This is a genomic window from Actinomadura rupiterrae (assembly GCF_024172125.1).
GTDB classification, from domain to species: domain Bacteria; phylum Actinomycetota; class Actinomycetes; order Streptosporangiales; family Streptosporangiaceae; genus Spirillospora; species Spirillospora rupiterrae.
Genome location: NZ_JAMZEA010000005.1, coordinates 313,361 through 337,521 on the forward strand (window position 1 = coordinate 313,361; position 24,161 = coordinate 337,521).

The 24,161-nt window shown below is 71.2% G+C and carries 14 protein-coding genes; 8 read left to right on the forward strand and 6 right to left on the reverse strand.

From position 1 onward, the window contains the following. Nucleotides 1-182 precede the first annotated feature (182 nt). A complete protein-coding gene (locus FHU30_RS18265; RefSeq protein WP_253877238.1) occupies nucleotides 183-3,017 on the reverse strand; it encodes a PucR family transcriptional regulator ligand-binding domain-containing protein in 2,835 nt (944 codons plus the stop codon). Between the two features lie 206 nt (nucleotides 3,018-3,223). Here FHU30_RS18265 and FHU30_RS18270 point away from each other — a divergent pair, with 206 nt between their 5' ends. The 3 genes from FHU30_RS18270 (at nucleotide 3,224) to FHU30_RS18280 (ending at nucleotide 7,297) form a co-directional block, all read left to right on the forward strand. Then, nucleotides 3,224-4,165: an oxamate carbamoyltransferase subunit AllH family protein gene (locus FHU30_RS18270; protein WP_253877239.1), complete on the forward strand. Its 942-nt coding sequence runs from the start codon at nucleotides 3,224-3,226 to the stop codon at nucleotides 4,163-4,165. Between the two features lie 994 nt (nucleotides 4,166-5,159). Further along, a complete protein-coding gene (locus FHU30_RS18275) occupies nucleotides 5,160-6,077 on the forward strand; it encodes an aldose 1-epimerase family protein (protein ID WP_253877241.1) in 918 nt (305 codons plus the stop codon). Next, the gene (locus FHU30_RS18280; protein WP_253877242.1) at nucleotides 6,074-7,297 is read left to right on the forward strand and encodes a DUF6986 family protein; all 1,224 of its coding nucleotides are present in this window, start codon (nucleotides 6,074-6,076) and stop codon (nucleotides 7,295-7,297) included. Before FHU30_RS18275 ends, FHU30_RS18280 begins: the two co-directional genes overlap by 4 nt. Before the next feature lie 511 nt (nucleotides 7,298-7,808). Here the strand turns inward: FHU30_RS18280 and FHU30_RS18285 are convergent. From FHU30_RS18285 to FHU30_RS47120, 3 genes are read right to left on the reverse strand one after another with little or no spacing between them, the layout of a single operon-like run. After that, entirely contained in the window at nucleotides 7,809-8,390 is a 582-nt protein-coding gene (locus FHU30_RS18285; RefSeq protein WP_253877243.1) for a nucleotidyltransferase family protein, read from the reverse strand. A gap of 21 nt (nucleotides 8,391-8,411) precedes the next feature. Further along, nucleotides 8,412-9,527: an XdhC family protein gene (locus FHU30_RS18290; RefSeq protein ID WP_253877244.1), complete on the reverse strand. Its 1,116-nt coding sequence runs from the start codon at nucleotides 9,525-9,527 to the stop codon at nucleotides 8,412-8,414. After that, on the reverse strand, nucleotides 9,520-11,325 hold the full coding sequence (locus tag FHU30_RS47120; protein ID WP_504928361.1) for a VWA domain-containing protein: 1,806 nt from the start codon (nucleotides 11,323-11,325) through the stop codon (nucleotides 9,520-9,522). Before FHU30_RS47120 ends, FHU30_RS18290 begins: the two co-directional genes overlap by 8 nt. A 746-nt stretch (nucleotides 11,326-12,071) precedes the next feature. Between FHU30_RS47120 and FHU30_RS18305 the strand changes: the two genes are divergently transcribed. Next, entirely contained in the window at nucleotides 12,072-13,310 is a 1,239-nt protein-coding gene (locus FHU30_RS18305; protein WP_372503872.1) for an IS256 family transposase, read from the forward strand. 136 nt (nucleotides 13,311-13,446) lie between these two features. Here the strand turns inward: FHU30_RS18305 and FHU30_RS18310 are convergent, their stop codons facing one another. Both FHU30_RS18310 and FHU30_RS18315 read right to left on the reverse strand, forming a co-directional pair. After that, the gene (locus FHU30_RS18310; RefSeq protein WP_372503903.1) at nucleotides 13,447-14,754 is read right to left on the reverse strand and encodes an IS256 family transposase; all 1,308 of its coding nucleotides are present in this window, start codon (nucleotides 14,752-14,754) and stop codon (nucleotides 13,447-13,449) included. A gap of 544 nt (nucleotides 14,755-15,298) precedes the next feature. Next, complete coding sequence (locus FHU30_RS18315; protein ID WP_253878038.1) at nucleotides 15,299-16,138, reverse strand: AAA family ATPase; 840 nt, start codon at nucleotides 16,136-16,138, stop codon at nucleotides 15,299-15,301. Between the two features lie 168 nt (nucleotides 16,139-16,306). Between FHU30_RS18315 and FHU30_RS18320 the strand changes: the two genes are divergently transcribed. The 4 genes from FHU30_RS18320 (at nucleotide 16,307) to FHU30_RS18335 (ending at nucleotide 23,528) form a co-directional block, all read left to right on the forward strand. Continuing rightward, nucleotides 16,307-17,632 carry a sulfite oxidase gene (locus FHU30_RS18320; RefSeq protein ID WP_253877245.1) on the forward strand — a complete coding sequence of 442 codons (1,326 nt, stop codon included), beginning with the start codon at nucleotides 16,307-16,309 and terminating at the stop codon, nucleotides 17,630-17,632. 907 nt (nucleotides 17,633-18,539) lie between these two features. Beyond that, on the forward strand, nucleotides 18,540-19,952 hold the full coding sequence (locus FHU30_RS18325) for a selenium-binding protein SBP56-related protein (protein ID WP_253877247.1): 1,413 nt from the start codon (nucleotides 18,540-18,542) through the stop codon (nucleotides 19,950-19,952). Nucleotides 19,953-19,956: 4 nt separating this feature from the next. Continuing rightward, nucleotides 19,957-20,604, forward strand: coding sequence for a hypothetical protein (locus tag FHU30_RS18330; protein ID WP_253877249.1), 648 nt, complete (start codon nucleotides 19,957-19,959; stop codon nucleotides 20,602-20,604). 1,979 nt (nucleotides 20,605-22,583) lie between these two features. Continuing rightward, entirely contained in the window at nucleotides 22,584-23,528 is a 945-nt protein-coding gene (locus FHU30_RS18335) for a D-alanyl-D-alanine carboxypeptidase family protein (RefSeq protein WP_253877251.1), read from the forward strand. Nucleotides 23,529-24,161: the final 633 nt, after the last annotated feature.

Below are 24,161 nucleotides of genomic sequence, written 5' to 3' on the forward strand. Positions count from 1 at the left end.
CTCCTCGTCAACGCTAACGCTACGTGAACGAGGATGCCGCAGCGGGCGCGGCCACGCACCACCGGGGGTGGCGCAGCGACCGCTGCCCGCGCGCGAGGATCGGATTCCGCACACGGCGATCGGATTCCGCACATACGAAAGCCGGACGGGTCCGTTTGCGCGTATGCGCAGGGCGCGAAAGGCTAGATTCCGCGCATTCGCAGGACGTGCAGGGCCAGCGTCAGGTTCAGGCGCAGGTGCGCGTCCTCGGTGAAGGGTCCCAGCAGGCGCTCCAGCTTCCCGATGCGGTAACGCAGCGTGTTGTAGTGGAAGTGCAGCCGCCGAGCGGTCTCGGCGACGTTGAGGTTGGTCTCCAGGAGCACCTGCAGCGTCCGGCGCAGGTCCACGAGCTCGGGCTCGTCGTCGGCGGCCAGGTCGCCGAGCGTCTCGCGGACGAACGCGTGCAGCTCCTCCGGATCCGGGACGAGGCTGAGCAGCCGGTACACCCCGAGCTGGTCGAAGTGCGCCCGGGCGCCGTCGCCGTGCAGCTGCCGCCCGACGCGGACGGACTTCAGCGCCTGCTCGTACGCCTCCGGCAGCCGGGCCGGGGACACCACGGTGCGGCTGATGCCGGTCGAGAACGTCCGGCGGACGGACGAGTGCTCGGCGAACAGCGCGGCGGCCTCCTTGACCAGGGTGTGGACCGGTCCACCGTCCATGTCCGGATCGTCGCCGTCCGCGCCGACCACGGCCACGACCTCGTGCGCGAAGCTCGCCACGGCCGCGCCCCGGTCGTGCCGCCGCACGGCCGCCGCCCACGCCGCCGCGAGCCGCTCCTGCGCCGCCCGCTCCTCGGCCCCGCGTCCGCCGCCGCGTGGGCCGGCTCCGGGACGTCCTGCCGCAGCACGCGCCCCGGCGGCCGGACGGGCGGTCGCCGAACGTCCGCCCAGGTCAGTGGCGCCACGGCTCGGGTTTGCGGCGTCCGTTCGATTGCTTTCGGCACGGTCGCCTGCGGCGCGTCGTCCGCCGGCCTCAGCCGGACGACCGGCCCCGCCGGCATCAGGCGCGCCGCGCCCGGAGGCGGCGGGGTCGTCCGCGCCGCGCCGAGAGCCGACGCCCTCGGCCGAACGTCCGGCGCCGCTGGCGCCTGCCTCTTCGAGGCCACGTCCGCCCAGGTCAGCGGGCCGCGCACTGCTCGCTGCACGCCCGGAGAGGCCCGCGTCGTCGTGCCTGCTCGTGCCGGGGCCCGCGCCGCGTTGCCCGCGTTGGCTTGGCTCGCCGTGACCGGATCCACCGGTTCGCCCCGCGGCTCCGGACCGGTCTCCGGCGGAGGGGCCGGCGTCGGATGTGTCGCGGCCCACGGCGTTTGCGCCGCGTCCGTGAGCGTTATGCCCTGTTCCGTCGGCTAGGTCGAGGACGTCCCGTCCGGCTGCATCGGCAAGATCGGGGGCAGGCACCCCACGTCCGGCCAAACCGCGCGAAACACTCCCCTCCCCGTCGTCCAGCCCAGCCTCGCCACGCGAGCCACGCCCTGCCGCGTCCCCCAAAGCCGCGTCGTCCGAGTCCCGCCGTGACGCATCGTTTGGTCCACGCGAAGAAGCACCGCTCGGGCCGCGCCCGGACGCGCCGTCCGCACCGCGCGAAGAAGCCTCGCTCGGGCCGTGCCGGGACTCGTCGTTCGGGCCAAGCGAAGATCCATCGCTCGGACCGTTTCGGGATGGGTCGAGGGGGTCGAGGGCGGTTCGGGTGCCCAGTTCGACGGCGACGCGGGTGCCGTTGTCCGAGGTGTAGACCGCGGCGGAGGCGTCGCCCGACGACAGGGTCAGGTCGGGTTCGGCTTGCGCCTCCACGCCGAGGGGCTGGACGGCCTCGGAGTCGGCGCGTCCCGTTTCGGGCTTCCGGGAGGACGTTCCCGGGCGGGCTGTCACTGCGGACACGACCTCCGGATGCGCGTCGGCGCCCTTCGCCGGTCGCGCGCGTGCACGAGGGTCGCCCCCAGCGGAACGGACCGGACGAGCCTGCGCCACCGGTTCCGGCTCCGGACGCGGACGGCCGTCCAGTTCGGCCACGATGACCAGGACCGGACGGTCGAGGTCCCAGCCGAAACCGGAGCAGTGCGCGATGACGCGGTCGTCGTCCCCGGCGCGTCCGGCGAGGATGTCGCGCAGGAAGTCGGCGCGGTACTTGCTCTCCACGGCGGCGACGGCCTGCTGCTTGGTCACCACCAGCGCGGCGACGGTGGCGGCGCGTTCGAGGATGCCGAGGGCGCCCTCGCCGAGCGTGCCGTCCGGCCGGAACGCGACCAGGCGGCCGTGGTCGAAGCCGCCCGCGACCACTGGGACGACCAGGTGGTCACCCTCGGCGCCGGGCGCGGCGTCCCCGCGGTGCGCGATCGCGCGGACGGCTCTGACCTGCTCTTCCGTCCCGGACGCGGCCAGGATCCGGCGCTCGCCGTCCAGCACCGCGACGGCCGCGTCCAGGTGCGCGGCGACCTCGTCCACGACCTCGCGGAGCCCGCCCCCGCACAGGACGGTCTGCACGAGCGCGCGGTGCACCTCCTCGGTGCGGGCGAGGACGGCCGCCTGCCGGTTCAGGATGTCGGTGAGGACCTGGTTCAGGACGTCGTCGAACCCGACGTCAGCGGGCAGCAGGATCAGCGGGAAGCCGCGCCGGTCGGCCTGTTCGAGCATCTCCTGCGGCGGTTCGGCCAGGTACCGGCCGGGCTTGATGGCGAGCGCCGCGACACCGCGCTCGTCCAGGTCGCCGACCAGGTCCAGGAGGCCGCGCGGGGTTCCGCGCAGCGGGTAGCCGGTGGTCAGCAGCAGCTCGTTCGGCTTGACCCACGGCAGGATGTCGGGGACTTCCATCACGTTCAGCCGCTGGACGACACGGCCGAGTCCGGCGCGTCCGGCGATGAGCCGCGCGCCGCGCAGAGCGGAGACTTCGAGGACCTCGCCGACCGGCAGGCCCCGGGTGAGGGTGCCGGTGCTCGCGAAACGGCGGGCCGGTGGGCCCGCCTCAACGCGGATGTCACTCATGCCAGGGGTCACCTCGCCTTAGGTGCGTCGATCGCCGGATGAGGCGCGATCGCTACCGTTTCGCGATCAACCCTGACAACAAAGACGAACCATGACAAGCAGTCTTGGCAGCTTTTCCCATACGCCCCTCGCGTGGGGCGGTCTACGGTCGCCGGGAGGCTCGGCCCGCAGCGTCGCGGGCCGGGGACGAGTTCCCGGGAGGCTGGGTGGGCGTGCCGGTCCGCGAAGCGCTGCAGCCGACGGCCAGGCAGGGTCCGGCTCCGGCCGGGGCCGCGGCGCTCCCGCTGCGCCGGCTGCTGGACGCCCCGCTCCGTCCGGCGCGCGTGATCGCGGTGTTCCCGGCGGCGGTGTACATCGAGGTCAGAGGCGTCCCCGAGCCCCGGGTGCTGGCCATCGTCGCGGAGGGCGCGGTCCGGCTTCCGAACGCGGTCGTCCTAGTCGTCCCGGCGCGGGACCGGCCGTTCGCCCGCGTCCGCGAGGGCGCCGAGGCGTGGATCGGCGAGGGCTGCGTCGAGACGTGCGGGCTGCGCGTCAAGGCCCGCCGCTGGTGGGATCCGACGCCGGTTCTGGCCGCTTTGTCCCCCGCGTCCCTAGCCCACGGGATCCGCGGCCTCGAAGTCGCGCTCCGCGACGCCGGACCCGCCGCCGTCGGCGGACTCGCCGGGCACCGCGGCCCCACGCAGCTCGCCGAGGCCTGCGCCGACGGCGACCTCGCGGGCGCGGTCGAGGCGGCCGAACGCATCGTCGGGCTGGGCCCCGGCCTCACTCCGAGCGGCGACGACGTCCTCGCCGGTCTGCTGGTCGCGGCCCGCCTGCTCGGACGCGCCGTGCGCGGCGGCGGCCCGGCGGTCTGGCTCGCCGACTGGCTCGGCGCCGCCGTCACCGAGGACGCGGACACCCGCACGACCGCGCTCGCCGCGACCCTCCTGCACTGCGCCGCGAAGGGCCAGGCCGGCGGCGAGGTCGCGGCCGTGCTGCGCGGCATCGCCGGCCACGAACCCCCCGGCCCCGCCGTCCGCCGCCTCCTCACCGTCGGCCACACGTCGGGCGCCGACCTCGCCTGGGGCGTCCTGGCCGGCTGCCGAGCCGCCCTCTCCCTGGCCGCCCGCCACTCCCCCACCCCAAGACCGCAAACAGTGAACGTCTAACGCTCACCCTCGATCCCCCGCGATCGAAACCCGCTCAACCAACCACCCTCGACCACCACCACTCACCCCGCCCAAGAACGCTCACCCCCGCCCACTCGACCAAGAACGCTCAACTGCCGCTCACCCGACCAAGAACGCTCAGGCGGGAACAACCCCGATCAACCGAACCTCAATGACCGAACGACCACCCGCCAGACGACGACGCCAGGAGATCTGCTGGGTCGGCATTGATGACCTGCGGACAGGCTTCCGGCCCAGAGCGCGGACATGACCGACCCGCGAGCAGACCGGCCGCAGGTCGCGTGTGGACATCACGAGCGCGCGAGCAGACAGCCGCGAGCGCGACGACTTGCAGGTCGGGCACTGCGGTCGGCTGGCTACGGGCGGGGCCAGCGGGCTTCGGGTGGGGCGGGCTCCGGGTGGGGCGACGGGCTCCGGCGGACCGGCCGCAGGTCGCGGTGTGGACATCACGAGCGCGCGAGCAGACGGCCGCGAGGGCAACGACTTGCGGGTCGGGCACTGCGGTCGGCGGGCTACGGGTGCGGCAGCGGGCTACGGGCGGGGCCAGCGCGCGGGGCCGGCCGGCTTCGGGCGGGCCGGGCCCCGGGTGGGGCGCCGGGCTCCGGCGGACCGGCCGCAGGTCGCGGTGTGGACATCACGAGCGCGCGAGCAGACGGCCGCGAGGGCAACGACTTGCGGGTCGGGCACTGCGGTCGGCGGGCTACGGGTGCGGCAGCGGGCTACGGGCGGGGCCAGCGCGCGGGGCCGGCGGGCTTCGGGCGGGCCGGGCTCCGGGTGCGGCGACGGGCTCCGAGTGCGGCGACGGGCTCCGGGTGGGGCGACGGGCTGCGGGTGGGGCTTGGGGGCCGGGGGGCTGCGAAGAGGGGGTGCGTTACGGGGCACGGGCGGGGTTGTGGGGTGGGAGGCGTGGCTGGTGCGTGGGTGGGTGGGGCATTGGGGAAGGCGTGGTGGTGGGCGGGATAGCCTGCGCGGCATGAGTGAGCAGCGTCCGATCACTGGAGATCAGCATGTTCTGGCTGCGGGGCCGTATCGGGCCGTGGTGACCGAGTCGGGGGCGGGGCTGCGCAGTCTCACGCACGACGGACTCGACGTGGTGTTGACGCATGACGCGGACAAGCTCGCTCCGGCCGCCTTCGGCCAGTTGCTCGTCCCGTGGCCGAACCGGGTCGACCGCGGTCGGTACACGTTCGGCGGCGAGTCGTACCAGCTCGCGTTGTCCGAGCCGAAGTTCGAGAACGCGATCCACGGACTGGCCCGCTGGGCGCCGTGGAGGGCCGTTCAGCAGGCGGACGACCGCGTCACGCTCGCCCTCGACCTGCTCGGCGCGCAGGGGTACCCGTTCCGGCTGGCCTTCACCGTCGAGTACGTCCTGCACGCCGAGGACGGTCTGACCGTCCACCTCAGCGCGGAGAACACCGGCACGCGTCCTGCGCCGTATGCGCACGGTGCTCATCCGTACCTCACGGTGGGCGTTCCGATCGACGAATGCACAGCCGTGCTCGATGCTGAACGTTTCCTGCCCACCGATGATCGAATGATCCCGCCCGGAGCCCCCGTCCCGGTGGACGGCACCGACCGTGACCTGCGCGGCGGACGCGTCCTCGGGGCGCGCGAGATCGACAACGCGTACACCGGCCTCGCCCGGGACGAACACGGACGAGCATGGGCGCGCCTGTCCGGAGGCGGACGCACGGTCGAGCTCTGGGCGGACGAGGCGCACCCCTGGATCGAGGTCTACACGGCCCACACCATCCCGGCCGGGAACCGCCGCCTCGGCCTCGCCGTCGAGCCGATGACCGCCCCACCGAACGCTTTCGTCACCGGAACGGACCTGATCGAACTCGCACCGGGTGCCCGCACGGGCGGTTCATGGGGGATCATGGCGTCGTGAACCTCAGCGTCCCCTCGATCGACGACCTGTCCGCCCGCGTCGACGCCGTCCGGGCGTCGCACGACGAGACCTTCCCCGGCCCGGCCGAGGGACGGCAGCCGGTGCACACCGTCTACGTCCCGGCGGACCGCTTCACCGCCGGCACCGCCGCGGAGTTCGGCGCGGAGGCGTTGCGCCTGCTCAACGCGCACGCGCCCGGCGCGGGCACGTTCGGGAGCGTGTTCGGCCTCGACCCGGCCCTCGCCGGGACCGTGCACGAGCGCGTCGCCGCCAAGCTCGCGAGCGAGCCGGTCGAGGACGTCCGGATCGACTTCGAGGACGGCTACGGCGTCCGCCCCGACGCCGAGGAGGACGGCCACGTCGGCCAGGTCGTCGAGGCCGTCGCCGCCGCCTACCAGTCGCGCACCCTGCCGCACTACTGGGGTCTGCGCGTCAAGTCGTTCGCCGACGGCGGCCATGAGCGTTCGATGCGCACCCTGGACGCCTTCCTCACCGCGCTCCGCGACCGCCTCGGCCGCCTGCCCGGCGGGTTCACGATCACCTTCCCCAAGGTCGTGATGGCCGACCACGTCGCGATCTTCGTGGACTACCTGGAGCGCCTCGAAGGCGCCCTCGGCCTGCCCGCCGGGATCCTCCGCTTCGAGGTCCAGATCGAGACCACCGAGGCGATCGTCGACGAGCAGGGCCGCGTCGGCCTGCGCGGCATCGCCTCCGCCGGACGTGGCCGCCTCACCGCCGCCCACTTCGGCGTCTTCGACTACACCGCCGCCTGCGGCCTGCCTCCCGAGCAGCAGCGCCTCGACCACCCCGCCTGCGACTTCGCCCGCAACATCATGCAGGTCACCCTCGCCGGCACCGGCATCCGCCTCTCGGACGGCTCGACCAACCTCGTCCCCCGCGGCGACTCCGCCGACGAGGTCCACCGCACCTGGACGACCCACGCCGCCCACGTCCGCCACTCCCTCGCGAACGGCTTCTACCAGGGCTGGGACCTCCACCCCTCGCACCTCCCCAGCCGCTACGCCGCCGTCTACGCCTTCCACCTGGCCGGCGCCGACGAGGCCCTGGCCCGAGTCCGCGCCTGGCAGGACCAAGCCGCCCCGAACGACGGCGGCGTCCTGGACGAGCCCGCCACCATCAAAACCCTCACCGCCCGTCTCCAACGAGCCGTCGACTGCGGCGCCCTCCCCCCAACCGCCCTCCCCCAACAAACCCTCTAACCCGTCCCCCAGCACTCGGCCCCCCCCTCAAACACGCCTCCACGCCCAGCGAGCCGCGCACAGTCCGAACATCGCCACCCCGGGCACGCGACCAACACCCCCGCGATCCGCGGGTGAACGCCCCCAGGGCGGACGGCGGCCCCCGGGCGAACGGCCTGCGGGCGGACGGGCGGGCGGACAGCGCGCGGGCGAACGGCCGACGGGCGGACGGTCCGCGGGCGGACGGCCTCGGGGTGAACGGTCCCGGGGGTGAACGGCCCGCGGTCGAATGCCCTCCGGGCGGGCGGCCTGCGAGTGAACAGCACTCGGGCGAACGGCCTGCAGGTGAACGGCCTGCAGGTGAACGGCCCCCGGCGGACGGCACTGGACAAACGGCCCGCGTGGACGGCCCGCCTGTAGACGGACCGCCTGCGGACGGACCGCCTGCGGACGGACCACGTGCAGACGAACCACGTGCAGACGAACCACGTGCAGACGGACCGCGTGCGGACGGACCGCGTGCGGACGGTGGTTAGGGTTGGTAGGCGGCTAGGTCGGCTGGGGTGTCTATGTCGTCCGGGGACGCCACGTCGTCGCAGGGCACGGGCGTGATGAGGTCGGGGTTGGCGCGGAGGAACGGGCGGGCGCCGGTGTCGCCGATGGCGGACGCGGCGACGGCGGCGAAGTACTCGCGTGCGATGAGGACGGGGTTCCGCGGTTGGCCGCCGTAGGTGGCGATGGCGACGCGGGCGCCGTTCTCCCAGGCGGTGAGCAGGCGGGACACGGCCGTGGCGGTGATGCGCGGCTGGTCCACGAGGGCGATGACCGCGGCCGGGGACTCGGGCGGGAGCGCGGCGAGGCCGGCGCGCAGGGACGAGCCCATGCCGGTGGCCCAGTCGGGGTTCGGCACGACGACGGCGCCGATCACCTCGACGGTGACGGCTCCGGCGACGACCACGACGGGCGCGCAGCCGCCGTCGCGCAGGGTGTGGACGCCGCGGTCCACGAGGCGTTCGCCGTCCAGTTCGAGCAGTGCCTTCGGCCGGCCGAGCCGGCTGCCGCCACCGGCGGCGAGCAGCAGCCCGGCGGGTGGTTGCGCTCCGTGCAGGGTCATCCCGGCAGGGTAGCCGCTGAATCACGTCTCGCCGTGGATACGGCCGCCGGTGTCCGACAGCGGACGGCCCGAACCGCCCCAACGCAGCTGGACGAGTTCCGCCGCGATGGACACCGCGGTCTCTTCAGGCGTGCGCGCGCCGAGGTCCAGGCCGATCGGCGACCGCAGCCGTGACAGTTCCCCATCCGTGAGGCCAGCTTCGCGCAGGCGCGCGAGGCGGTCCTCGTGCGTGCGGCGCGAACCCATCGCGCCGACGTACCCCGCGCGGGTGCGCAATGCGATCTCCAGGAGCGGGACGTCGAACTTCGGGTCGTGAGTGAGGACGCAAATGGCTGTTCGTTCGTCCACTTCGACCTCGTCAAGGAACTTGTGCGGCCACTTGACCACGACCTCGTCCGCGTCCGGGAAGCGTTTGGACGTTGCGAACACCGGACGCGCATCGCACACCGTCACGTGGTAGCCGAGGAACTTGCCGATCCGGGCGACCGCGGCGGCGAAATCGATCGCACCGAACACGAGCAGTCGCGGTGGCGGAGCGAAACTGTGAACGAACACGGTCAGATCGTCCAGGCGCCGCTCGCCCTGCGGGCCGTAGTGGCGCTGACCGGTGATTCCCTGGGCGAGCATGCCGCGGGCGTCGTCGTCCACGGCGGCGTCGAGGCGCGCGGCATACGGTTCGTCCGGCGCGAGGGTTCCGGACGCGCCGTCCGGCCAGATCACCCGGCGCGCGCCGATCCGCCCCGGCCCGGCCACGACCGTCGCGAGCGCGACGGGGCGGCGCGCCCGGATCGCGTCCGCCACGGCCTCGAACTCGGGGAAGGTCGCGGCGTCGACCGGCTCGACCAGCACGTCCAGGATGCCGCCGCAGGTCAGACCGACCGCGAACGCGTCGTCATCGCTCACCCCGTACCGCTGGACGACCGGCCGCCCGGACGCGACGACCTCCCGCGCCAGCTCGTACACCGCGCCCTCGACGCATCCGCCGGACACGCTGCCCGCCGCCTCGCCGTCCGCCGACACCGCCATCGCCGCGCCCGGCGGACGCGGCGCGCTGCGGAACGTCCCGACCACCGTGGCCAGGCCGAACGTCCGCCCGGACGCGTACCAGGAGGCGATGTCATCGAGCACGTCACGCATGGCCCGGATCTCCGATCAGTCGTGCGAGCTCCTCCAGGGCGGCGAGGCTGTGCCCGGAGGTGAACGCGGAAACGTGCGGCAGCGCGGCGGCCATCCCGCCGGTGAGTGGTTCGTACCCAGGCCGCGCCTTGTGCGGATTCGCCCAGATGACCCGATGTGCGAGGCGTGCGAGCCGGGCCATCTGCTCGCCGAGCAGGGCCGTGTCGCCACGCTCCCAGCCGTCCGAGGCGATGACGACGACCGCGCCCCGCGCCAGGCCCCGCTGGCCGAACCGGTCGAGGAACTCCTTGAGCTCCTCACCCAACCGCGTCCCGCCGCTCCAGTCCGGAATCGCCTGGGCCGCGGCCCGCATCGCCGCATCCGGATCGCGGCTCCGCAACTCCCGGGTCAGCCGGGTGAGCCGAGTCCCCACACTGAACACCTCAACCACTCTCCCGGACGCCCCCATAGCGCGAGCCCCGGCCCGCCGTCCCCCTCGCCCCACCCCCTGATCACCCTTTGGAACCGCCCGCAGATCGTCCCTGCGAGGCACCTCCTGACCGCCTCCCCGAACCCCCCACTGATCGTCCCTGCGAAGCACTCCCTCACCGCCTCCCCGGACCTCCCGCTGAGCGTCCCTGCGAGGCGCCCCCTCACCGCCTCCCCGAACCCCCAACTGATCGTCCCTGCGAAGCACTCCCTCACCGCCTCCCCGGACCTCCCGCTGAGCATCCCTGCGAAGCACTCCCTCACCGCCTCCCCGAACCTCCCGCTGAGCGTCCCTGCGAGGCGCCCCCTCACCGGCTCCCCGAACCGCCGACTGAGCGCGCCCTTGCACCGCCCCCTGATCGAGCCCCCGAACCGGCCGCTGATCACGGGATGGCATCTGGGGGGCATCCGTTCCGCTCTCTCGCATTTGATCGTTCGAACGTCCACCCCGGCCCTGCCCGCTGCGATCGCGCACACCAGAATCATCGCCGCGCGACCGGTCAGACAACCACCCTTCGAACAGCCGACCGTCGATTCGCTCAGAAGCGAACCCAGCACCGCCATTCGGGCTCGGTTGTTCGTTTGAGCGCTCGATGGCCGGACGCGCACGAGGTGACTGTTCGGCGCCGCCCGCCGAGGCCGTGCTCATGGAGGCACGCAGAGCAGCATGAGCGAAGCGCAGAAGAGCATCGGCGTAAGGGGACATCGAGCCCGAGACGTCCACCAGCAGGACGAGACGGCGCGGCCGCGAGCGATGCTTGCGGTGACGCAGGACGACGGGTTCACCACCACGCCGAAGCGCTTCGCGGACCGTCCGCGCCGGATCAAGCCGTCCGGACGAGGCGGAAGTGAAGCGACGCGACCGCCGAGGCTCAGTCACCGCGCCCAGGACGGCGATCAACCGGTTTACCTCGGCACGCTCATCCGCCGTCAGCCCCGAGACGTCCCGATGCCGCAGCACTTCGATTCCGCTCGCACTGGCGACGTCCAGTTCACGGGCTGAATCATCGCCGTCAGCGGGCGGCGGATCGGGCACAGGAGGGAGAACACGCACCGTACGAACAACAGGCGGCTGCGGTCGGCGCGGGCCTGCACTTGCCGTCCGTCCGGAGAAATAGGCGGCGAAACAGCGGTCATAGCGCGGCAGGTCTTCAGGATCGGCGCAGAGCGTGAGGCGTCCGGCCCAGTACACGTCACGCGGTTCAAGCACATCGAGATGGCCGAGCGCAGAAAGCATCACCTGAACACGCTCAGGATCGGCCCGTCCGCCGGCAGCCCGCAACGTCCGAGCAAATCCGACAACCGTCTCGACCACATCCCGCACCGGCACGCCTAGTCCCTCCTAAGCCCCGCAACGTCCCTCCCACCCCACACGAACGCAACGCATTCAACTCTTCACAACCCCGCCCAACCGCAAACCAGAGCAAACCTCACAAGCCCGCCATGACCACTCCGACTCCGCCTCTCGAAGCCCGCTCGGACGACGCCCCAAGACGTCTCCCGCCTTCCACACAAGCACAGCAACCACGGAACCTCCCGGCCTCGCACGGCCCCGCCTTGCATAGAACCTCGCAGTCCCAAGCCCGTAGGCTGCGCGCGCCGCCTCTTCACCCAGAACAATTCGGCGGACTGCGCCCCCTTCGCCCCCTTCGCCCCCGACGAGAGCGAAGCGCAACACCCCTCTGTGAGCCCGCACAAGCACGGAACAGGCCGCCCCTTCACCGTCCCGCACCAGCACGAAGCGCGATAGACCGCTCCTTCGTCACACGGGCGGTGACGCTTCGCCCCTGACACTGCCGCCCGGCGAAGCACCTCTCCACCCCACCGGACCTGCACTGGCCACAGTGGCGCTGCCTGCCCCCGGACATCGGCGCGCAGTGTGGAGGCTCTACACGCGACTGGACGAGCACTAACCACGACAGCGCCTTGTGCCCTGACACCGTCGCGCGACGCCTCCCCACCGGACTGGACGGCTATTGGGGGGACTGTAGAAATTTCGGTGTAACTCCTGAGGTGTAGGAGACACCTGTGACGAACGTGAGCAAGCCGGTTGATGGCGGTGAGTCCGCTGGTGAGGTGCCTTCGGCTGTGGCTGGGCAGGTTGCTGATCTGGTGGCGCAGTTGCAGGCGCAGGGTCTGCCGGTGTCGGGTGAGGGTGGGTTGCTGCAGCAGCTGACCAAGCTGGTGCTGGAGTCTTCGCTTGAGGGCGAGCTGGACGCTCATCTGGGCTATGCCAAAAACGATGCCGCTGGTCGCGGCAGTGGGAACTCCCGGAACGGGAAGCGGTCCAAGACGGTGCTGACCGAGGCGGGTCCGGTCCAGATCGAGGTGCCGCGGGACCGGGACGCCTCGTTCGAGCCGCAGATCGTGCGGAAGCGGCAGCGGCGGTTGGACGGGATCGACGGCATGGTGTTGTCGCTCAGCGCGAAGGGGCTCACGACGGGTGAGATCTCGGCGCATCTGGCCGAGGTGTATGGCGCGTCGGTGTCGAAGGACACCATCTCGGCGATCACCGACCGGGTGCTGGAGGGCATGGCCGAGTGGCAGTCGCGTCCGCTGGACGAGGTGTATCCGGTGGTGTTCATCGACGCGTTGCGGGTGAAGATCCGGGACGGCCAGGTCGCCAACCGCCCCATCTACCTCGCCCTGGGCGTCACGGTCGACGGGCAGCGCGACTTCCTCGGGCTGTGGGCCGGTGAGCACGGTGACGGTGAGGGCGCCAAGTACTGGCTGCGTGTCCTCACCGAGTTGAAGAACCGCGGTGTCAAGGACGTCCTGATGCTGGTCTGTGATGGGCTGAAGGGGCTGCCTGACTCGGTTGCTGCGGTCTGGCCGCAGACCGTGGTGCAGACCTGCGTGGTTCATCTGCTGCGCAACAGCTTCGCCTATGCCGGCAGGCAGGACTGGTCGAAACTCGCCAAGGATCTCAAGCCCGTCTACACCGCCCCGACCGAGGCCGCGGCGTTCGACCGGTTCGCCGAGTTCTCCGAGAAGTGGGAGCGCAAGTATCCCGCGATCGTCAGGTTGTGGACCAACGCCTGGGCCGAGTTCGTGCCATTCCTGGCCTTCGACGTCGAGATCCGCAAGGTCATCGCCACCACGAACGCGATCGAGTCCATCAACGCCCGGCTCCGCCGGGCCGTGAGCGCCCGCGGCCACTTCCCGACCGAGCAGGCCGCGATGAAATGCCTCTACATGGCGCTCATGGGACTGGACCCCACCGGCAAAGGCCGTGGCGCCTGGGTCCGCCGCTGGAAGCCGGCCCTCAACGCCTTCGACATCCACTTCGACGGCCGCCTGACCAGGAACAACTAACCCATCCAAGATCGACTTACACCGAAAAATTGACAGTCCCCCCGCTGCGCGCAGAGCGCCCGCTGCGCGCAGAGCGCACGCAGGAGCTTGTAACTCGAGGTGTGTAAAGATGATCTTGTGGTGGGTCTGGTTGTGTTTACCGGATGCGGCCCGGGTAGGCCTGGGCGAGTTCGTTGAGTGCTTCGGGCCAGCCGTAGGTTTTGGTGCCCTCGACGAGTCGGGCGGGTTGGAAGGGATGCTTGTCGCCGTTGGCTCGTTTGGCGGCGCGTTCGCGGGCGCGTTTGTCCTCGATGTTGACGATGGCCAGCCACAGCAGTTTGACGACTGCGTCGTCGGTCGGGAAGTGGCCGCGGGCCTTGGTGACCTTGCGGAGTTGGTAGTTCAGTGACTCGATGCTGTTGGTGGTGTAGAGCAATCGGCGGACTGCGGGTGTGAAGGCCAGGAACGGGGTGACCTGTTCCCAGGCCGTCTCCCACACTTTCACCGCCTGCGGGTAGCGTTTTCCCAGCTCGCTGGTGGCCAGGGTGGCCAGGGCGTCGAACGCGGCGTCGGCGTCGACGGCGGTGTAGACCTTCTTCAGTTCGGCCGCGACCGCGGCGCGGTCCTTGCGTGGGACCGGCCGCAGTGCGTTGCGGATCAGGTGGACCACGCAGGTCTGGACGGTGGCGTGGGGGAAGGCCGCGGTGATGGCGTCCTCGAACCCGCCCAGCCCGTCGCAGCAGGCGATCAGGATGTCGGTGACTCCACGGTTGCGCAGGTCGGTGACGACACCGCGCCAGAACCCGGCGCCTTCTCCGACCGGGCCGTCGGCGGCCTTGGGCACCCAGATGCCCAGCACGTGCTTGTCGCCGTCGGTGTCGATCCCGACTGCCAGGTACGCCGGCTTGTTGTGCACGACGTGGTTGTCGCGGACTTTCACCACGATCGCGTCCAGGAACACCACGGCATAGACGGGGTCGAGCGGGCGGCGCTGCCAGGACTTGACCTCCTCCATCACCTGCTCGGTGATCCGGGAGACGGTCTCGGGACTGAGCCGGGTCCCATACACCTGGTCGAGGTGGTGGACGATGTCACGGACCGTCATGCCGTGCGCGTACAGGCTGATGACCATGTCGTCCAGGCCGCCGGAGACGCGCCCGGCGCGTTTGGGCACCAGCATCGGCTCGAAGCTGCCGGCCCGGTCCCGCGGCACCGCCACCTGAACCGGCCCGACCCCGGTCTGCACCGTCTTGCGGATCTTCCCGTTCCGGGCGTTGCCCGCCACCGCGCCCGCGCCCTGCACATGCCGGTCATAGCCCAGATGCGCGGTCAGCTCGGCCTCCAACGCCCGCTCCAGGACGGCCTTGACCAGATCACCCAGCATCGAGCCCTCACCGGTCAGCCGCAGCCCGCCGTCCTGGTCCCGGGACCTGGCCAGCAACTCATCCAGCAGCCGATCGTCCATCAGCTCCCGGATCGGACGACGCACCGTTTCCTGCTCGGACTCACCCACCTCCAACACGGTAGCCGGAAGATCACTTACGGTGGTCGAGGTGGTGCCGTCGACACCATCGATCACAGACATGACGTGTGGTTCTCCCCCCGAAGAACGTGGGCGCTTCGCCCACTGATCACTTGCTCCCCAACAAGATCACTTTCCACACCTAGAGAGATACCTCCCACGGGCGCGCGATCTGACTGCCCCGCACCAGGCCGGACGGGCGATGGGCGCGACGGCGCTCGGTGATCTGGCATCGGCGCGCGGATTGACGGCCCTTCATCAAGGCGGACGAGCGGGGCGCGGCAGGGGTTTCCTGAGCTGGAACCGGCACGGGTGAGACTGCTCTGCACCAGGGCAGATGGGTGCGGGGTGGGGCGGGGTTTGGTGGTCGGGTGTTGGCCGCGTGCTGTGGTGGCTCTTTGGCAGGGCGGCGCGGGTTCGGGGTGGGGTTGCTCTTCGCGGGCTGTGAGGGTGGGGGCAGGGCTGGGATCGGGGGCAGGCAGTTGGGTCACTGGCTGTTGAATAGGGCGGTTAGGCCTCGGTGGTGGTCTTCGCGGTACTTCAGGGCGGCGCCGAGGGTGAGGGCGGAGGTGTCCGGGTCCAGGTCGCGGACGCCGAGTGCGACGAGCGCTTCGGTCCAGTCGATGGTCTCCGCGACGCCCGGGGGTTTCAGCAGGTCGGCGGAGCGGAGGGTGGCGGCGGCGCGGGCGACCTGGCCGGCCAGGCGGTCGGTTGTTTCCGGGAGGCGGCGGCGGATGATCGCGACCTCGCGATCGAACGACGGATGTTCGAGCCAGTGATAGAGGCATCGTCGTTTGAGCGCATCGTGCACTTCTCGTGTTCGGTTGGACGTAACGACAACGACGGGCGGCGTCTCGGCGCGGATCGTGCCGAGTTCGGGCACCGAGATCGTGAAATCGCTCAGCACCTCCAGCAGGAACGCCTCGAACTCGTCGTCCGCGCGGTCGACCTCGTCCACGAGCAGGACGGACGGTGTGGTCTCCAGCGCGCGTAGCAGTGGCCTGGCCAGCAGGAAGCGCCGGTCGTACAGCTCGCCTTCCAGGCGGGCGGCGTCGGTGACGCCGGCGGCTTCGGCGGCGCGCAGGTGCAGGATCTGGCGCGGGAAGTCCCAGTCGTAGAGCGCCTGCGTCGCGTCCAGTCCCTCGTAGCACTGGAGCCGGATCAGCGGTGCGTGGAGGACGCGCGCGAGCGTCTTGGCCAGCTCGGTCTTGCCGACCCCGGCCTCGCCCTCCAGGAACAGCGGGCGGCCCATCCGCAGCGCGAGGTAGCACGCCGTGGCGAGGCCCTCGTCGCACAGGTAGGCGTGCCGGTCGAGCAGCTCGGCCACCGCGGCGGGCGACTCGGCGAACGCGCCGGGCGACGCCGGGGACCGGTCCGGCGGACGCGGCGGAGGCGGAGTGGTGTGCGCCACGCCACACAGCCTACCGAGGTAGGAAATAGATTAATTGAGTAGGGAAAGTTGACTTATGGGCGTTCGCTCAGCAGCATCGATCCCATGGATCCCGATCTCACCGACGAGGCGACCTACGAGCATCTCCGCGACCGGACGCGGCGGACCGCGGACGCGCGACCGCTCTCGCGGCGCGGGGTCCTGCGGCTTTCAGCGGGCGCGGTCGCGGGCGGCGTCGCGGGGGCCGCGGGCATCGCCTCCAGCGGGACGGCCTCCGCGTCAGCGGCGTCCGCCGTCGGTGCTTCCTCTCGCGGGGTGCGTTCGGGCACAGTTGCGGACGTGCCTGCCAGCGGGATCATCAAGCCCTTGCCGCCCGAGCTGTTCATCCCGCGCGGAACCAACGCCGAGATGCGCTGGGAGGCCATGCGCGGGCAGGGACTGATCACGCCGGTCGACCGGTTCTTCGTGCGCAACCACGTCGCGACGCCCCGGATCGATGCGCGCACGTGGCGGCTCAAACTGTGGGGCAGCGGCCTGCAGGGCTCACCGACCGAAGACCGCGCATTCGAGCTCAGCTACACACAACTGCTCACCATGCGTGCTCGTACGATCACGACCGCGATCGAATGTACGGGCAATGGTCGTTCGTTCTATACGACACAACAGAACGAAAAGGTGAGCGGAACGCCATGGACGCTCGGCGCGGTCGGCGTCGCACGCTGGCGGGGCGTGCCGCTGGCGGACGTCCTTCGTCGGGCCGGCCTCTCCCCCACCGCCGTGGACGTCCTGCCGCGCGGGCTCGACGCCGACTTCGTGGACGGCGGCGAGAACATGGGCCGCGTGCGGCGTCCGCTACCCATCGAGAAGGCGCTCAAGGACGTCCTGGTCGCGTACGAGATGAACGGCGCACCGCTGCCGCCCGACCACGGCTTTCCGGTGCGGCTGGTCGTTCCGCACTGGGTCGGCATCGCGTCCATCAAATGGCTCGGCGACATCGAGGTGGCCGACCACGCGCTCACGTCCCCCTGGAACACTCGCTACTACCGGATGTTCGGGCCGAGTTTCCCACCCGAGGGCAGCGAGCCGCTTACCACGATGAACGTGAAGAGCGCTTTCGAGCTGCCCTTCCCCGCCACGCTCGACGGCCGCGAGGTCACCCTGACCGGTCGTTCCTGGTCCGGCACCGGCCGCGTCCGGCGCGTCGAAGTCAGCACGGACGGCGGCGCGCACTGGCAGCGGGCGCACCTGCACGGCCCTTCCGATGCGTGGGCGCGCTGGTCGCTGCGCTGGCGTCCTCCCGCTCCGGGCAGCTACGAACTCCTCGCGCGCGCGACGGACGACTCGGGCCACACCCAGCCGAGCACAGCGACCTACAACACCCTGGGATACCTGTTCGGCGCCGTCGTCCGGCACCCGGTCACCATCTCCTGAGCCGGCCCCATGTGCGCCTTCGCGTCCGTGATACCCCGGGCCGACCCTGTTTGCCCTTTCGCGTCCCTGTTGCCTCCGCCGCTCCCCTTCCAACGCCTCGAGACACGGACACACCCGGAGCATCGTGCGGGACGCGCACGCAACGGCGTGCGGGCCTGGCCGCAACGCCCCAGGTCGTCCATATCGCTGGAGCGCGGCGCGCGATCCCTGGCGAGCGGCGCGCGGATCCTCGCCCCTCAACTCGGCGCGGCCGCCGCGGAGCGGCCAGCAGTCCACTGCCCCCGGACGCGCCGCTGCCATGCCGATGCTCTGTCGCATTGCGAACCTGCCGTTGTCCTGCGGACGCACCGTTGTCCTGCCGACACCCGTCGCGCCGCGGACGCGCCGTCGCTATGCGCCCGCATCGTCGCCTTGCGGCCCCATCATCGCCTTGCGGACGTGCCGATGCGCCGCGGACGCGCGGTCGCCATGCGGACACGCCCTCGCGCTGCAGACACGCCGTCGGACCATGCGGACACGCCGTCGCCATGCGGACACGCCCTCGCGCTACAGACACGCCGTCGCGCCATGCGGACACGCCGCCGCCATGTCGCCATGCGGACACGCCGCCGCTATGCGGACGCGCCGTTGGCTTGCGGGCGTACCGATGCGTCGGACAGGCCGTCGTGTTATGGACGTTCCGTGGCGTTGCAGACACGCCGTTGCCAAATGGGTACGCCGTTGCCACACCAAAGCGGCGTTGCCATACGTACGCGCCGGTGCGTCCCGGACGTGCCGTTGCGTTCGAGACGTGCCGTTGTGTTGCGGGAGCGGGATGCCGCTGGGGCCGGGAGGGGTGGCCTTAAGCGGACGTTGGAGAACCGGACGCGTCGAGTGAGGATCAGAGGACCCCGCTGAGGAGAGCCCTATGGCTTTGTGGAAGCCCGACCCGACCTTCTATGCCTCTCCGCGCGACGCCGTGTCGGCACCTCCCGAGGGGCTCGCCTATGTGGCGGCGTTCGATCCGTCCTCCCAGGGGCCGGACGCCGTCCTTGTCGTCGACGTCGATCCGGACTCCGCCGGCTACGGGACGGTCGTCGGACGGACGTCGCTGCCCAACACCGGGGACGAACTCCACCACATGGGATGGAACGCGTGCAGCAGCGCACTGTGCCCATACGCGCCGCATCCGCACGTCGAACGCCGGTACTTGGTCGTCCCCGGGCTTCGGTCGTCCCGGATCTACTTCCTGGACGTCAAGAAGAACCCGACCGCGCCCGAGATCGCCAAGGTCCTGGAGCCGGAGGAGCTGGCGAAACACGCCGGGTACTCGCGTCCGCACACCGTCCACTGCGGCCCGGAGGGACTGTACGTGTCGTCGCTCGGCGGCGCGAACGGCAATGACGGGCCGGGCGGGATCGCGCTGCTCGATCACGACTCGTTCGAGGTCCTCGGGCGGTGGGAGGTCGATCGCGGGCCGCAGCACCTCGCGTACGACGCCTGGTGGCACATCGCGCACGACGTGCTGGTGACCTCCGAGTGGGGCACGCCGTCCATGATCGAGGACGGCGTGGTCGGCGAGCTCCTGCTCGGCCGCCGCTACGGGCACGCGCTGCACTTCTGGGACCTGCGCAAACGCCGCCACGTCCAGCGCGTGGACCTCGGCGACCAGCACCAGATGGCGCTGGAACTGCGTCCGGCGCACGATCCGACCAGGCAGTGGGGGTTCGTGAACGTCGTCGTCAGCGTCGAGGACCTGTCCGCGTCCATCTGGCTATGGCATCGCGAGGACGGCGCGAGCGACGGTCCCTGGACGGCGACGAAAGTCATCAGCATTCCGGCCGAGCCCGCGCCCGCCGAGGCGCTGCCGCCGGTGATCCAGCCGTTCGGAGCCGTCCCACCGCTGGTCACAGACATCGACCTGTCGGTGGACGACCGCTGGCTGTACGTGTCGTGCTGGGGCACCGGCGAACTGAAGCGTTACGACGTTACCGACCCGTTCCATCCAACTGAGGCCGGGTCGGTGCAGATCGGCGGCATCGTAAGGCGCACGCCGCACCCCTCGTTGCCGGACGTCCCGCTCGCCGGCGGCCCGCAGATGGTCGAGGTCAGCCGCGACGGACGCCGCGTCTACGTGACCAACTCGCTCTACCGGTCATGGGACGACCAGTTCTATCCGGACGGCGTGGGCGCCTGGATGGCCAAGCTCGACTCGTCCGACACCGGCTTCGACTTCGACTCCCGGTTCTTCCCGCATGGGGACGATTTCGGCGGTCTGCGCGTCCACCAGACGCGGTTGCAGGGCGGCGACGCCTCGTCCGACTCCTACTGCTACCCGTGACCCGGTGACGGACGGATCGCTGGCGGCGCTGGTCGTCCTCGGCGCGTTCCACGGGCTCAACCCCGCGATGGGCTGGCTGTTCGCGGTCGCGCGCGGCCTCCAGGAACGCAGCCGGACGCGCGTCCTCCAATCCCTGCCCGCCATCGCCGCCGGACACGCCGCGTCCGTAGGCGCCGTCGCCCTCCTGCTCACCCTCACCCGCTCGGTCGTCGCCGCCCAGGTCGTCGCCATAGTCGGCGGCCTGGCGCTGGTCGGCTTCGGCATGTGGCGGCTGCTGTCGAAGCGGCACTTCCGCTGGGTCGGCATGCGCCTGTCCCTGCCGCAACTCGCGGGATGGTCCTTCTTGATGTCGTCCGCCCACGGCGCGGGCCTCATGCTGCTCCCGGTCATCGCCGCCTCCGGGACGTCCACGACCGGCCCCGCCACTGCCCACGCACACGGACTCGGGCACGCCGCAGGCAGCGCCGTCTCCGCGGCCATCTTCGTAACGGGCGTCCACACCCTCGCCATGTTCGTAACGGCAGGAATCATCGCACTGCTCGTCTACGACGTCCTGGGCCTGACCGTCCTCCGCCACACCTGGCTGAACCTCGACCGATTCTGGGCAGTGGCCCTGGTAAGCGCCGGCGCCGTAGCCCTAGCGACCGCCTAACCCCCACACCAACCCCTCTCCCCCGCGAAAGGCACCATCGCAAGAATTAGAGGGTCTAACTCTTGCTTGGCGTTCACACCCGGCACCTGACGCGACCAGCACAGGGCAAATCGGCGAACAGCACCGAAGCCCCGCAAAATCAGGACAGCGCGTGCCGCATGTAAGGGACCAGCGGCAAGCAAGCCCGGACAGCCAACACAACGGAGAGCGACCACCAAACAGCGAGCGACGCGAATCCACACCCCGACGCAAGCGCGGGCGCGGGGCCAAGGGCAGACGCTGACGCGAAGCACGGGCGCGGGGTGGCACAAAGCCCGCGCCGCGGACGCGAAGCCCGGCGGCGTGAAGCCCGGACGCCGAGGCGAAACGCAGGCGCTGAGGCAACGCGCGGGCGCTCACGCGAGCGCGGGCGGGAGCACGGGCGCGGCCGCGTCCTGAACATGGGATCGGCACGCGGCCCCGAACACGGAGCCCTGGCCCCCTGGAGGCAGCACAAAGCAGCGGCGATGCGAAGACCGGGGCTGACGCGAAACGCGGGCACTGATGCAAAGCGTGGGCGCTGATGCACAGAGCGGACGGCGGCGCAAAAGTGCGGGCGGTGGTGCGAAGCCCCTGACGGGGGTGGCACGAAGCCCGGATGCTGAGGCGATGTCCGGGCGGTAACGCTGCGCATGGACAGCGTCGCATGGGCGGGACGTGGCGCGGAACGCGAGCGCAGACTCGGAGTGCGGGCTCAGACGCGAGCGGGGGCGGGAGCACGGGCGCGGCCCGTCCTGGACGTGGGATCGGCACGCGGCCCGGACGCGGAGCGCCGGCGCAGCCGGAAGCGCGGGCCGAGGTGGCCCGAAGGTCGGCGGCGATGCGAAGCCCGGACGCTGACACAAGGCCCGGACGCTGTGGGCAGGAGCGGACGGCGACGCAATGACCGGGCGGTGGAGCGAAGCCAGGAAGGGGGCGGCCCGAGCCCGGACACAGACGCTAAACGCGGACGTTCGCGCTCAACGCTGAAGCTGACGTGAAGCGCGGGCGGGAGATGGCGCGAAGCGCGGACGCTGTCGCGACACACGGCGGTCATGCGGGCTCGGATGGTGACGCGTGGGGCGGGATGTGGCGCGGAACCCGGGCGCGCAGACGCGAAAGCGCGGCGCTGACGCGGGCGCAGACGCTCCCGCGAAGCGCGGACGGGGGTGGCGCGAAGCCCGGACACTGAGCCCGGACGCTGAGCCGAAGTCCGGGGGCCGGTACGCGTGCGTCGGCGAGCAGTGACGTGTGGGCGGAATGTGGCGTGGGATGCGGGCGCAGACGCAGAACGCGGGCGGGGGGTGGCAGGAAGCCCCGGCGGCGGCGCGAAGCGCGGACGCCCGCGCAGAGCGCACACAGTGGCGCGAAGCGCAGCGGTGGTGCGAAGCCTGGATCGGGGTGATGCGAAGTGGGCGCATGCCTGGACACGGACGCGAAGCGCAGGCGGGAAGCGGTGCGAAGCACGGGCGCTAGGGCGAGACCTGGGCGGTGGTGCGCGGCACGGGCGGTGGTGCGCGGCACGGACAGTGACGCGTGGGCGGGACGTGGAGCAGAACGCAAGCGCAGACGCAGAACGCCGGGGAAGGTGGCAAGAAGCCCCGACGGCGGCGCGAAGCGCGGACGCTACGCAAAAGTGGGCGGTGGCGCGACGCCCGAGCGACGTCACTGAGCCCGGACGTTTACGCGAGCGCCGACCTTCACGCGAAGCGCGGGCGGGAGATGGCGCGTAGCCCGGGAGATGGCGCGTGGGGCGGGCGCTGGCGCGTGGGGCGCGGTGGCGCGTGGGGCGCGGTGGAGCGGGGGCGGGGGTGCGGAGCGTGGGTGGTGGCATGGGGGTTGGGTGGTCGATTGCGGTGGGGGGTGTGGGGTGGGAGGCTCCTGGGGGACCCATGGGACATCAGTGACGCATGGGATAATTCGCGAACGGGGATGCCATGAAGGCTTCTGCACGACATGCCGTGCGATGCACGGTCGCGGCCCTCACCGCCGCACCGCTGCTCACGGTGGCCGGGACGGCCGCGCATGCGGCCCCGGCCGCGGGCCCGGACACCTGGGCCGCGGCCGGACCGGCCGGGGTGGCGGCCAAGTCCGCCTACCTGTACGACGTGTCCGCCAAGAAGGCCCGCTGGGCCCGGGCGGACAAGGTTCGGCGTCCGATCGGCAGCATGACCAAGGTCATGACCGCCTACACGGTGCTGAACAGCGGTGTCAGCCTGGACAAGGTCATCACCATCCAGCGCAAGCACGTCGAGTACGTCACCAAGCAGCACACCGACGCCAGCCGCGCCGGGCTCGTGGTGGGCGACAAGCTGACCGTCCGGCAGCTGCTGAACCTGATGATGGTGCCGTCCGGATGCGACGCCGCGTACGTCCTGGCCGACACCGTCGGTCCGGGTTGGCAGAAGTTCGTCGGCAAGATGAACGCCAACGCGCGCAAGCTGGGCATGAAGAACTCCCACTTCGCCAACTTCGACGGCCTGAACTGGCCGTCCGAGAGCTCCACCTACTCGACGGCTTGGGACATGACCCGGCTCGGCTACTTCACGATGAAGAACGCCAACTTCCGGGCCGTCGTCAAGCAGCCGCGTTACCTCCTCGGGGCGACGAGCGCTCACCACGCCTACTACCCGTGGAACACCAACCGGCTGCTCGGCTCGGGCAAGGGTGCCTACAAGGGCGCGATCGGCATCAAGACCGGTCACACCAACGCGGCCGGATTCTCGCTGATGTTCGAGGCCACGCGCGGCAAGAAGACGCTGATCGGCGTGGTCATGGACAGCTCCAAGACCGTTGAGATGGCCCGCTTCACGGACGCCGCGAAGGTCCTGAACTGGGGATTCGGCGTCCGTTCCGCGGACGTCTGGGTCGTCCCGCCAGTCCCGGCCGGCGCGAACGTCGACTGACGCACCACCTCCCTCCCCCCTCTCCCCGGCCTCTCGCGTCGTGCAACGCACGACGCGGGGGGCTTTCGCGTTCTCAGCCAGCTTTCGTGTTCTCGGCCCGATTCGTGCCAGGCAGCCAACCCATGCAACTGGTGTGGGTGGAGACCGCGGCCGTCCATCCGGAGGGCGCGTCCTCCTGGGCCAGGACGTCGCCGGCTCTGCCAGCCTGCCCGCTACGGCGGCGCTGCAGGTGAAAGGAGCCGACCGAGTCCAGTGGAGGTGATCGGGGTGAGGTCCTCCGAACAGCTTGACGCCGGTGATGGCAAGAAGCTCTGTCGCTCTAGTGAAGTCCTATCGCTGACGTTAGACCCTGTAACCAATGTGTAGGCCTATCGCTGGCGTGAAGTCCTGCCGCCGATGCGGACCCGTCTGATCGGTGCGCGAGTCTGTCGCTGGTGCGGGACGCTGCCGCTGGCGCAGGACGCTGACGTCGGTACGGGACGCTGACGCTGATGCGGGACGCTGACGCTCGTACGGGACGCCGACGCTGGTGCGGGACGCTGGCGCTGGTGCGGGACGCTGGCGCTGGTGCGGGACGCTGGCGCTGCTGCGGGACGCTGGCGCTGGCGGCGGACGCTGACGCCGGTGCGGACG